Genomic DNA, 12,883 nt, shown 5'->3' with positions numbered 1-12,883 from the left:
TGCTGTTGACTTCTACAGATTAGTGACAAAACTATGCTGATGTTTAAGAATTATAAAACAAATGTGCGAATTTGTAACAACCGTGTCTGAGAATGGTGCTGCTGAGTGAGTATTACCAACAAACCGAAATTACCGGTTTTTTGTCGGCGCTGATTCTGATATTAATAAACTAAACAACCAGCAATACTTTCTCGGCTTCCCCTGGGGGGCATTGATCAAAGTAGGCAGCATTGATTACATATAAACTTATGGCGCTCATAGTTCAAAAATACGGTGGTACATCTGTTGGTTCTGTAGAACGTATTCAAGCTGTTGCACAGCGTGTTTACAAGACTGTTAAGGCGGGTAACTCTGTGGTCGTCGTGGTTTCGGCGATGGGTAAAACCACAGATGGACTGGTGAAAATGGCTCAGGAAGTTTCTCGCCATCCCAACCGCAGGGAAATGGATATGTTGCTTTCTACTGGGGAGCAAGTCACTATTGCTTTAGTTAGTATGGCATTGCAAGAAATTGGACAGCCAGCAATTTCTATGACTGGTGGTCAAGTAGGAATTGTGACTGAAGCTGAACATACCCGCGCGCGAATTTTACATATTGAAACCCAAAGGCTGCGTCATCAAATTGCTCAAGGGAAAGTGGTTGTAGTTGCTGGATTTCAGGGTATATCTAGTCTCAGAGATATGGAGATTACTACTTTGGGTCGGGGTGGTTCGGACACCTCCGCTGTGGCTATTGCTGCGGCTATAGGGGCGAATTTTTGTGAAATTTATACGGATGTCCCAGGTATATTAACTACTGACCCCCGCCTGGTAGCAGAGGCTCAGTTAATGGAGGAGATTAGCTGTAATGAAATGCTCGAACTCGCAAGCCTGGGGGCGAAAGTTTTACATCCCCGCGCTGTGGAAATTGCCCGCAATTATGGTGTGCCACTGGTGGTAAAATCTAGTTGGCGTGATGACCCTGGTACTTGGGTAACATCCCCTAAACCCCAAGGGCGATCGCTGGTGAATCTAGAAATTGCCCGCCCTGTGGATGATGTAGAGTTTGATACAGACCAAGCCAAGGTAGCATTGTTGCGCGTCCCCGATAAACCAGGGGTAGCAGCGCGGTTATTTGGGGAAATATCCCGGCAAGATGTAGATGTAGATTTGATTATTCAGTCTATACATGAAGGTAATACTAATGACATTGCTTTCACCGTCACAGCACCGATATTAAAACGCGCGGAAGCGGTAGCATCCGCCATCGCCCCAGCATTGAGAAACCACCCCAACTCTGATGAGGCTGAGGTGATGGTACAGCAAAATATTGCTAAGGTCAGTATTGCTGGGGCGGGAATGATTGGGCGTCCCGGGGTAGCAGCTAAAATGTTCGCGACTTTAGCCGCAGCACAAGTAAATATTCAGATGATTTCTACTAGTGAAGTTAAAGTTAGTTGTGTAGTAGATGCGACAGAGTGCGATCGCGCTGTGGCTGCACTGCGTCAAGCTTTTGAAATTGCAGAAGACCAGGACATTAAGAAACCAGAAGCAATTGCTGTGTTATCTGCTCCCGCAGTGCGTGGTGTCGCCCTCGATATGAACCAAGCACGTCTAGCAATTCGTCAAGTACCCGACCGACCGGGGATGGCGGCCAGGTTATTTGGACTATTAGCACAGCATAATGTCAGTGTGGATATGATTATTCAATCTCAACGGTGTCGAATAGTTGACGGTATTCCTAGAAGGGACATTGCTTTTACTGTCTCACAGATGGATGGGGAAAGTACACAAAAAATGCTCACTCAAGTGGCGGGAGAATTAGAATGGGGTGAGGTTGTCTTAGATAATGCGATCGCCAAGGTAAGTATCGTTGGTGCAGGGATGGTGGGACAACCAGGTATTGCGGCGAAAATGTTTGACGCTTTAGCCGAAAACCAAATTAATATTCAAATGATTGCTACCTCAGAAATCAAAATTAGTTGTGTTGTGGCACAAGAAGATGGTGTCAAAGCTTTGCAGGTTATTCACAGCGCCTTTGGGTTAGCTGGTACCGAAAAGTTTGTAGTTCCCGCCTAATTATTCATTGAATATCTGCCTAGGTCTTCAGTGATTCATGACTACAATTGCTTTGAGGAAATAGGCATTATTACAAGTGTAATCACTGATAGACTTATGAATGGTCGAATTTTAGATACCCGTTATCACATCCTGAAAGTCCTGAATGTAGAGGAGAAGGTACAAACCTATTTGGCTGAAGATGCTATGGTTCCCGGTCGTCAATTGGTAGTCAAGGAGCTACATCCTGATGGTGATACTCTCCCGGATTTAAATCTGCTGCGAGAGTTATTTCTCCATGAGGGACACAAGTTACAGCAACTTAGTCAGGAACATGACCAAATCCAAAATCTAGTGAGTTATTTTGAAGAAGATGGAAAATTCTATCTAGTTGAAGAATATATTATTGGTAATACCTTAACCAATGAGATTTTACAGGGGATACCTTTAATAGAGGAAGAGGTAATTAGTGTTTTATCTGAAGTATTAGAAGTTTTGGTATTTGCACATGAGCGGGGAGTGATTCACCAGAATATTAAACCCGCAAATATCATCCGTCGAGAGTCAGATCACAAATTAGTTTTAGTTAATTTTGGCGCTATTCCCGAACTGATAACCAATACTGTCGCTAATCTTGAATATGTACCTATAGAACAATTGCGCGGTCAACCTCAATATAATAGTGATATATATGCTTTAGGGATAATTGTCATTGCGGCAATTATGGGTTTAACAGAGCAGGAAATATCAACCTTACAACAGCAGAAAGGTTTGCTAACAGGGGCAATTATTTGGCGGAGGAAAAATATTCAAATTTGTCAGGAGGTAGGAAAAATTTTAGATCAAATGGTACGCTTTGACTATCAGAGGCGATACCAGTCAGTAATTGAAGTTTTAAAAGATATAGAGCAGGTGAAAACTCATGAATTTACTCAGAAGCAACCCCCAAAACTTTGGTTAATCCTAGGGGGAATAGGTTTTATAGGGATAATGACAGTATTGAGGTTGGTTTCATCACTGATAACTATTGCTCCTCCAGTAAACTTTGAGCAAGTATACCAGGAGGGATTGAGAAAATATCAAGAGGGAAACTATCAAGCTGCAGTTGAGGATTTTACTCAAACTATTAGATTAGATTCAAGCAATTATCAGGCTTATAAGAGCCGTGGAAATGCATTTTACCGGTTGGGAAACTATCAGCAAGCAAAGACAGATGCTACTAAAGCTATTGAATTAAACCCAGAAAATGCTGATGCTTACTATGATAGGGGATTTTCTTTATATGGATTGGGTAAATACCAAGAAGCAATTACTGATTATACCAAAGCGATCGCCTTAAATTCTCGTCATGCCTATGCTTATTATGGGCGGGGTTTAGCCTTAGTACAGATGAATGACAATAGAAGCGCTAATGAAAATTTTAGCACGGCCATCAGGCTGCGACCTAATTATATTGAGGCTTATTTACAACGGGGTATTCTCCGCCGTCGTCTGAGAATTTACCAAACCGCTATGGAGGATTTTGATGCTATCATTAAGATTAATCCCGGTGATGCTAGACCTTATTATCAAAAAGGTTTAATTTACGCGAGCAAAAATCAAAAATATGCAGCCATTCGGGAATATACTCACGCCATTAATCGCCATCCTCAAGCAGTCACCTATCTGCAACGGGCGGATATGCACAGCGAGTTAGGATATAGATTAAAAGCTGGTGAAGATTATAATAAAGCTTTAGAGCTAAATCCCCGGTGGGGAGCAGCTTATAATCACCGTGGTATTCATCGTCTTTCTTTTGGAAATTACCAAGGTGCAATTGCAGACCATACTAAGGCTATTGAACTCAATTCTCAGGATGTAGCGGCTTACAATAACCGTGGTAATGTTCACCTACAATTGGGAAATTACAAAGCTGCGGATAAAGATTACTCTCAGGCGATCGCCATTAATCCCCAATATGGGTTAGCCTATTATAACAGGGCTGTGAATCACACAAAACAGGGAAATACACAAAGTGCGATCGCCGATTTTGAACAAGCTATTAAACTTTTCCAAAAAAGTGGAGATCAAAATAGTCTTCGTGACGCACGCAAAGAACTGAACTTACTGCAAACTAAGCGATAACCCACAGATACACTTCAGGCATCCTACCAATTAAATTGGAGAATACCACACATACCCGCGTCAAATCAACCAGGGGTGTTCAGGTGAGGTTCCAGTTTATTTTATCACCCCATCAGCCTAATTTTCCAAAGACGAGTAATTTTTGTGACTTGATGTAAAATGCTAAGATTTGTATAGTTATTTAGAAACTTAGACATCTGTGGAAGTTGAGGAGTATATTGATATGGCTAAAGAATACCTTAATAAAACAGATTATGAGAGTGCGATCGCTCATTGTAATCAAGCATTACAACTAAAACCAGACAATGCTGGCGCTTATTTCCAGCGGGGTAAAGCGCGCTACTACTTAGGAGAAATCAGCGCAGCCATTGAAGATTATACCCAAGCCATCAAAATTAATCCCCATGATGCTTATGCTTATAACAACCGGGGTAATGCTTACAGTAAATTAGGGAATAGGCAATTAGCGGTTAAAGATTATACCGAAGCTCTGAAACTTAACCCCAATGATGCTTATGCTTATAACAACCGGGGAGTAGCTCGCTATTACTTAGGAGAAACCGCTGATGCAATTGCAGATTATACCCAAGCTATCAGCATTAACCCTAATTTAGCTTATGCTTACAACAACCGGGGAAAAGCTCGTTATTACTTAGGACATAACCAGGGGGCAATTGCAGATTATACCCAAGCCCTGAAAATTAACCCTAATTTCGCCACAGCTTACTACTTGCGGGGTCTAGTTCACTATCACTTAGGAGAAACCATTGCTGCAATTGCAGACTACACCCAAGCCATCAAACTTAACCACAACGATGCTTTAGCTTATTACAACCGGGGTTTAGCTCACTCCGATATAGGAGATAACCAGAGCGCAATTAATGATTATACTCAAGCCATCAAACTTAACCCTAATTACGCTTTAGCTTACTACAATCGGGGGTTAGCTCGTTGTGATGCAGGAGATAACCAAGGAGCAATTGCAGATTATACCCAAGCCCTCAAAATTAACCCCAATGATGCTGATGCTTACAATAACCGGGGGAATATTCTATCTGACCTAGGAGATGAACAAGGAGCAATTGCAGATTATACCCAAGCCCTCAAAATTAACCCCAATGATGCTGATACTTATAATAACCGCGGTTCAGCCCGTTATTACTTAGACGACAATCAGGGAGCAATTGCAGATTATACCCAAGCCCTTAAGATTAATCCTAATTATGCTTCTGCTTACTTCAACCGGGGGTTAGCCCTCTGTGATATGGGAGATAAGGAGGGTGCAATTAATGACTGGAAAGCTGCTGCATATATCTATCAAACAGTAGGGGATGAAGTATGCTATCAATATGCTGTAGATAAAATTGAACTGCTCTCACGCAACGGCGATGAAAAGTCATAAATCATACTCAACCTAAATCTGGTTCTCCCCTAGAGGATGCTAAAAAATGCTCTTGTCCCTATTGCCAAGGCTTAATTAATTGATACACTTGTGCTAGACTAGATCAGTTAAGCAGCATCTATGCTACACGTCAAGCGCGTGGAACTCACTCACTTTAAATCCTGCGGTGGTACTACCTCGGTTCCTCTACTACCGGGGTTTACTGTCATTTCTAGCCCCAATGGTTCGGTAAAATCTCATATTCTCGATGGGTTGCTGTTTTGTTTAGAGCTTTCTAGTTCTCAGGGAATGGGAGGGGATAGGTTACCGGATGTGGTGAATAATGCTCAAAAGCCTCAAGGACACCCTTGGGTTTTTGATGGTTGTGATTTTTCCCGCGTCTGCATATCTCCTCAAGATGTTAATATTCCTTGTCAGATGAAGGCGAATTTTTACTAATGGACGGGAAAACTATATTACAAGCCCAACAGACAGACTTCATCAACCGACTGGAATCCGGTAATTTACTCCAGTGTGACCACCAAGGAAAGCACAGTGAGTTAACCCTGATCACCGGTGACTCCTTACAGCAATTACGGGATTTTTGCTGGGACATGGCTGATAAGTATAGAAATAAGTCCTCTTCTGTTCGTCAGGTGTTTGTTAACAACATGAAGGGAAAGCTAGGGGAGGAGGTAGTTAAAACCCGTTTAGGTGATCTGCTCACGGAGGTTGACTATGAAAAATATCAGGGTGGTGATGGTAAGGTAGACTTTACCCTCACCGCTGATTCATCTATTGGTATTCAGGTAAAAGCTCGTCAGGGTAGATTTAATCAGATTGAATGGTCAATTAGTCAAGAAGAAATTAACAAAAATGCTGTTTTGGTTTGTATTTTAATTCAAGAGCAAGTCAATGAGGCACAAAATCAATATCATTTAGTCCTAGCAGGGTTTTTACCCACTAATATGACCACTGCGACTGGGGGGAAAGCCAGGGTAAAAATCAATGAGTTGCTCTATTGTGGGGGTTTACGGGGCTATTTAGAAAGTTTGACAGTTTCCCCAGTTGATGAAACTGTGCAAAATGCTCAATTTTACTTCAACCGGGGGTTTGATCGCTCTGACTTAGGAGACAAACAGGGTGCAATTGATGACTATACCCAAGCTATTCACATTGACCCTAATTTTGCTCTAGCTTACTTCAACCGGGGGGTAGATCGCTCTAACTTAGGAGACAAGCAGGGTGCAATTGATGACTATACCCAAGCTATTCACATTGACCCTAATTATGCTAATGCTTACAACAACCGGGGGAATGCTCGCTCTAACTTAGGAGACAAGCAGGGTGCAATTGATGACTATACCCAAGCTATTCAGATTGACCCTAATTATGCTAATGCTTACTTCAACCGGGGGTTAGCTCGTTCTAAGTTAGGAGACAACCAGGGTGCAATTGACGATTTTGAGACTGCTGCCAATATATATAAAAGACAAGGAAAAACAAAAGACTATCAAACTGCTATGGATAGAATTAAATATCTGAAGGATGATATTCCACTCTGAAACAGCTTAATGTCAACTCATACTTAACCTAAATCTGGTTCTCCCCTAGAGGATGCTAAAAAATGGTCTTGTCCCTATTGCCAAATCTTAATTAATTGATACACTTATGCTACATCAGCCCAGTTAAGCAGCATCTATGGTACACGTCAAGCGCGTGGAACTCACTAACTTTAAATCCTTCGGTGGTACTACCTCGGTTCCTCTACTACCGGGGTTTACGGTCATTTCTGGGCCGAATGGTTCGGGTAAATCTAATATCCTGGATGCGTTGCTGTTTTGTTTAGGGCTTTCTAGTTCTAAGGGAATGCGAGCGGATAGGTTACCGGATTTGGTGAATAATGCTCAAAAGCCTAAAGGACGCGCTGGAATTGAGGCCAGTGTGACGGTAACCTTTGATTTGTCGGGGGATGTATCCGGGACACAAACCCAGATTGGGGAGGGTGCTGTCACTGAGTGGACTGTAACCCGGAGGTTGCGGGTAAGTCAGCAGGGTAGTTATACCTCTAACTATTATATTAATGGTGAGCCTTGTACTCTGACGGAGCTACATGAGGAGTTGAATAACCTGCGGATTTATCCAGAGGGTTACAATGTGGTGTTACAAGGGGATGTTACTAGTATTATCTCTATGAATGCTAGGGAACGTCGGGAAATTATTGATGAGTTGGCTGGGGTGGCGGCTTTTGACCGTAAAATTGTCCAAGCTAAGAAAACTCTGGATGAGGTGAAGGACAAGGAAGATAGTTGTCGGATTATTCAGACTGAGTTAACTATACAGCGCGATCGCCTATCTCAAGCCCGTGCTAAGGCGCAAAAGTATCAAGTACTCCGCAGTGAGTTTCAGTGTAAGCAGTCCTGGGAGGCGGTTTTATCTTGGCGCTCTCTTCAAGCACAGCAAGAAAATTTGGTGGCGCAAATTCAAGGGGGCGATCGCAGTTATATTGAATTTACTACTCAGTTAAATAACCTCAATTGCGCCATTACTCTCCAGACGGAGCAACTAGAACAACTCAATGCTTATGTCAAAGCTTTGGGTGAGGAGGAACTCTTGGCGCTCCAAACTACTTTAGCCACCCAAGAGGCGGAATTTAAACAACTCCAGCGCCGACAACAGGAATTAACCGCAGCCATAACCCAAACAACCCAAGAATTGAGCCAAACTCAGCAGGATGTGGCACAATATCAGCAGTCACTAACAAGTTTAGCCCAAACTGAGGTTTTAGCCAGAGAATCTATTCTGGGTTGTGTGGAAGCACGAAATCAAGCCCAAGGGGTTTTAGATGCTTCCAGGTCAGCAGCTGCGGCGATCGCTTCCGCTTCGGAAGCTTGGGTACAGCAACAAACAGCTTTTAATCGTCAAATTGAATCTTTACTGCAAATCCTGGAACCCCAACGCACTGAACAAGCACAACTGAGGGAACGCTATGAGCAGTTACAGCAGCTAATTACTGAACAAACTCAGCTGGTTAATAGTTGGGAACCGGAGTTAAGTGGTAAACAAGCTGAATGTAGTCGCTGGGAAATGGAGTTTCAGGGAGGGGGCGAACCCATAGCCAATTTAACCGCAACTCTCGCAGCTACAGAACAAGAGTTACAAATCCAACAGGAAACCCAAAAGCGACTTTTACAAGAACAACGGGAAAAACAACGCCAGTTAGATAAAATTGAAGCCCAAGCCCAAGCCCAACAGGAGGTACAGGGAACCCAAGCCAGTAAGGTAATTTTACAGTCGGGACTGCCGGGGTTGTGCGGTTTGGTGGTACAGTTGGGTAAGGTAGACCCCCGCTATCAGTTAGCCTTGGAAATTGCCGCTGGTGGGCGTTTGGGTCATATTGTCGTAGAAGATGACAGCGTCGCCGCGGCGGGAATTGAATTACTCAAGCAAAAACGGGCAGGAAGGGCAACTTTTTTACCTTTAAATAAGGTAAAACCTAGTAAATTTACTCAGGATGCCACCTTGCGTTATGCCCACGGTTTTGTCAATTATGCGGTGAATTTAATTGAATGCGATCGCCGTTATCAAGATGTGTTTAGTTATGTTTTCGGTAATACGGTAGTATTTACGAGTATCCAAACAGCCCGGCAAAATATGGGTTTGTATCGGATTGTCACCTTAGATGGGGAATTGTTAGAAACTAGCGGCGCTATGACAGGGGGGAGTAATAGTCAGCGTTCTGTATTGCGGTTTGGGAAAACTGAGTCAGCGGAATCTGAGGAAGCTATAGCTTTAAAGGGGCGCTTGGGAGAGATTGAGCGAATTTTATTACGTTGTACTGAGTCTATAACTACTTTATCGGCTCAAACTAAACAATATACCCAGGAACTCGCAGAAGCAAAACAAACCCGGAGAGAACAGCAGTTACAATGGGAACAACTGCAAAAAGAAGTCAAGAATTTAACAGAGCAATTGCATGGGACGCGATCGCAACTGACCCAAAATACCGAAAAAATCAGCCTCGCCCAATCCCGTTTATCAGTGTTAGATCGGGAATTACCAATAAAAGAAAATGAGTTACAACAATTGCGACAAGAGTTAGGGGAGTTAGAAGCATCTCAAACCCCCAGAGAATGGCAAGAAATGCAAATAACTATTAAAAACCAAGAGCAACAACTACAACAAAAAGAGAGAGAATTAAGGGAAGCGGAAGAAAAATTAAAAAATTGTCAAACTCAACAACAGCGATCGCAAGAACGCATCCAAGAAGCTGAAGCTAAAATACAGCAATATCAGCAACAACAAACCAGCCAAGAAAATCAACTAAATTCCCTGAATAGTCAATCAGTTAACCTCAGCAGTGAAATTAATCAAAACCAGGCTAATTTACAGCAAATCAGCGAAAATTTAGGGTTAGAGAAACAAAAACGGGACAAAATAGAACAAGAATTGCGATCGCAACTTTTACATCAACAACAACTGCAATGGGAAATAGAAAAACTCCAAGAAACCCAACACAAACGGCTCGAAGAGTTGAAAGCATTGCAAAACCAATTACGAGAAACCGGCGCAGAATTGCCCAATCCCTTACCAGAAGTACCAGACCAGGTAGATTTAGAGGAACTGCAAAAAGAACTGCGGAGCCTAACCAAACGCTTACAGGCCATGGAACCGGTGAATATGTTGGCCTTAGAGGAATACGAACGCACCCAGAACCGCCTGGAAGAACTAACGGAAAAATTAGAGACCCTAGAAGGCGAACGCACCGAATTACTCCTACGGATTGAAAACTTTACCACATTGCGACAACTAGCATTTAAAGAAGCCTTTGATGCGGTCAACACCAACTTTCAATCTATTTTTGCGGTTCTTTCCGAAGGTGACGGCTATTTGCAACTAGAAGATCCCGAAGATATTTTTAACAGTGGACTAAATTTAGTCGCCCACCCCAAAGGTAAACCAGTACAGCGCCTTGCTTCCATGTCCGGGGGAGAAAAATCCCTCACAGCCTTAAGTTTCATCTTTGCTCTACAACGTTACCGCCCCTCCCCATTTTATGCTTTTGACGAGGTAGATATGTTTTTAGATGGTGCCAACGTCGAGCGATTAGCTAAAATGATTAAACAACAAGCCCAACAAGCCCAATTTATAGTTGTGAGTTTACGCCGTCCGATGATAGAATCGGCCGAACGGACTATTGGCGTTACTCAAGCACGAGGAGCTTACACTCAAGTATTGGGGATTAAATTAAAATCATCCAATGCATCTGCTTGAGATTTTGTTAATAATAGTGTATAGATAAACCGGATTCGAGATCAGGACTCGGTATAGAATGACCTCTGAACAGATAATTAGGCGTTCCGACATATTAAACACCCAGGTGATTACTCGCGATAACGGCAAACGGCTCGGTATCGTCAATCAACTTTGGGTTGATATTGATCAAAGAGAGGTTGTGGCTCTTGGTTTGCGAGACAGCCTGATCTCTATTTCGGGTCTGCCACGCTATATGTACCTCAACACTATCAACCAAATTGGTGATGTAATTCTAGTTGATAACGAAGATGCGATCGAAGATATTGAGATTGAGAGTTTAAGCAACCTGATTAACTGGGAAGTAATCACAGAAACGGGTGAAGTATTAGGGAGAGTGCGGGGGTTCAAGTTCAATGGCGAAACTGGTCGGATTCTTTCCATAGTCATCGCCTCTTTAGGAGTCCCCCAAATTCCTGACCAATTTCTCAGCACCTACGAGTTATCGATGGATGAAGTCGTCAGCACCGGACCGAGTAGGTTGATTGTATTTGAAGGAGCCGAAGAGCGAGTTAACCAGTTAACAGTGGGCGTACTAGAGCGCTTAGGTATCGGTAAAGCACCCTGGGAAAGAGAAGCAGAAGAGGAATATGGCTATATTCCCCGCACAGTTTCACCAACGAATCAGCTACCTAGCGGAGTACCATTACAACCACCTAAAACCAGAGTTCGCGCTCCTGAACCTGTGGAACAGGAGGAATGGAGTCAAGACTATGTGGAAGAAGAAATTCCCCGTCGTCAAGTCATGCGGGCCCAACAGTACGAATCTATTCCATACGAAGAAGACGAGGAAGATAACTGGAGTGAAGTTACTCCTAGGGATAGATATCAAGAGCCACCTAAACCCAGATATGAAACCCAAGCTTACACCAACGAATACGACGATGATGATGATGTAGAAGGCGATGCTTGGGAGGATGCACCAAAGCCAGTGAATATTCCCAAGAAAATCAAAGAAAGACAGCCAGAATACGAAGAAGAAGGCGGATACTGAAATAATCGCTCATATTTCCTTTTTCCTGCGGAAGCGCTACGCCAAGGTAATTCGTAATTAAGTAGATAACCCTAACCCTCTTCCTCTCATACACGGAAGGGGGTATTTCAATTCAAAGTGTTATTCTAAATATCCTCTAAAATAACCTCTTGTGAGACTTCACAAAAGCAGTGTATAACAAAATTTCAATTATTATCCCCACCTATAATGAAGCAGGAAATATTCGAGAGGCGATCGCTTGTACTCAACCCAGCACTAATGTAGAATTAATCGTGGTAGATGGGGGATCACAAGATGACACTGTTACCATTGCTGAGTCTTTAAATGTCAAGGTCATTACCTCTGCTCCTGGTCGTGCTACTCAAATGAATACAGGTGCTATGGCTGCGAGTGGGGACATCCTCCTGTTTCTCCACGCCGATACACGCTTACCCCCTGGATTTGATGGTATGATCCGCACAGCGGTACAACAGCCGCAGATGGTAGCGGGAGCCTTTGCTTTACAGATTAATGCCACCCTGTGGACTTTGAGATGGGTAGAAAAAGGAGTAAATTGGCGATCGCGTTTTTGTCAAATGCCCTATGGTGACCAGGCAATATTTTTAACAGCAGAAGTATTCGATCAAGTTGGTCATTTTCCAGATTTACCTATCATGGAGGATTTTGAACTCATCCGTCGTTTACAAAGCATCGGCAAAATTATCATCATCCCTGTACCAGTTATTACTTCTGCGCGGAGATGGTTGCAAAAAGGAGTATTTTACACTACAATCCTGAATCAAATAGTAATTACTGCTTACCTTCTGGGTATATCACCGAAACGCATTCGCCGCTGGTATCGGCGATAAAAACTTGATAAATATCCTATGTTATAGCATTTCCCATGCTCGTGAGGTACATTTTTTTTAGTTTGAGGGAACAGGGAACAGGGAACAGGGAGTAGGGAATAGGGAGTAGGGAGTAGGGAATAGGGAACAGGGAATAGGGAGTAGGGAGTAGGGAATAGGGAACAGGGAATAGGGAATTGGTGTGTAC

Annotated in this window: 7 protein-coding genes and 1 pseudogene; all 8 read left to right on the top strand. The window is 43.0% G+C overall.

The window, feature by feature from the left end:
* The first annotated feature begins 248 nt into the window (after window positions 1-248).
* The 8 genes and pseudogenes from PN447_RS08745 (at window position 249) to PN447_RS08710 (ending at window position 12,696) form a co-directional block, all read left to right on the top strand.
* Window positions 249-2,057, top strand: a complete 1,809-nt coding sequence (locus PN447_RS08745) for an aspartate kinase (RefSeq protein ID WP_271730946.1) — start codon at window positions 249-251, stop codon at window positions 2,055-2,057.
* Between the two features lie 96 nt (window positions 2,058-2,153).
* Complete coding sequence (locus PN447_RS08740) at window positions 2,154-4,160, top strand: serine/threonine-protein kinase (protein ID WP_271762396.1); 2,007 nt, start codon at window positions 2,154-2,156, stop codon at window positions 4,158-4,160.
* A gap of 223 nt (window positions 4,161-4,383) precedes the next feature.
* The gene (locus PN447_RS08735; protein ID WP_271762395.1) at window positions 4,384-5,562 is read left to right on the top strand and encodes a tetratricopeptide repeat protein; all 1,179 of its coding nucleotides are present in this window, start codon (window positions 4,384-4,386) and stop codon (window positions 5,560-5,562) included.
* A gap of 120 nt (window positions 5,563-5,682) precedes the next feature.
* Window positions 5,683-5,904: pseudogene (locus PN447_RS08730) on the top strand (hypothetical protein); the annotation flags it as partial.
* 95 nt (window positions 5,905-5,999) lie between these two features.
* Window positions 6,000-7,106, top strand: a complete 1,107-nt coding sequence (locus PN447_RS08725; protein WP_271762394.1) for a tetratricopeptide repeat protein — start codon at window positions 6,000-6,002, stop codon at window positions 7,104-7,106.
* Window positions 7,107-7,242: 136 nt separating this feature from the next.
* A complete protein-coding gene (smc, locus tag PN447_RS08720; protein ID WP_271762393.1) occupies window positions 7,243-10,815 on the top strand; it encodes a chromosome segregation protein SMC in 3,573 nt (1,190 codons plus the stop codon).
* A 58-nt stretch (window positions 10,816-10,873) separates the two neighbouring features.
* On the top strand, window positions 10,874-11,848 hold the full coding sequence (locus PN447_RS08715) for a PRC-barrel domain-containing protein (protein WP_271762392.1): 975 nt from the start codon (window positions 10,874-10,876) through the stop codon (window positions 11,846-11,848).
* A 170-nt stretch (window positions 11,849-12,018) separates the two neighbouring features.
* Window positions 12,019-12,696 (top strand): TIGR04283 family arsenosugar biosynthesis glycosyltransferase, encoded by a 678-nt coding sequence (locus PN447_RS08710; RefSeq protein WP_271762391.1) that lies wholly within the window; start codon window positions 12,019-12,021, stop codon window positions 12,694-12,696.
* The last annotated feature ends 187 nt before the right edge of the window (window positions 12,697-12,883 follow it).

Origin of the sequence: Anabaena sp. CS-542/02 (assembly GCF_028331085.1) — a bacterium.
GTDB classification, from domain to species: Bacteria; Cyanobacteriota; Cyanobacteriia; order Cyanobacteriales; family Nostocaceae; genus Anabaenopsis; species Anabaenopsis arnoldii.
This window is presented reverse-complemented; position numbering and strand designations above follow the sequence as displayed.

Excerpts from the sequence above, each read along its gene's own strand:
- PN447_RS08725 (WP_271762394.1), top strand. The coding sequence starts at position 6,000 with ATGGACGGGAAAACTATATTACAAGCCCAACAGACAGACTTCATCAAC.
- PN447_RS08740 (WP_271762396.1), top strand. The coding sequence starts at position 2,154 with ATGAATGGTCGAATTTTAGATACCCGTTATCACATCCTGAAAGTCCTG.
- PN447_RS08735 (WP_271762395.1), top strand. The coding sequence starts at position 4,384 with ATGGCTAAAGAATACCTTAATAAAACAGATTATGAGAGTGCGATCGCT.
- PN447_RS08715 (WP_271762392.1), top strand. The coding sequence starts at position 10,874 with ATGACCTCTGAACAGATAATTAGGCGTTCCGACATATTAAACACCCAG.
- PN447_RS08745 (WP_271730946.1), top strand. The coding sequence starts at position 249 with ATGGCGCTCATAGTTCAAAAATACGGTGGTACATCTGTTGGTTCTGTA.
- smc (WP_271762393.1), top strand. The coding sequence starts at position 7,243 with ATGGTACACGTCAAGCGCGTGGAACTCACTAACTTTAAATCCTTCGGT.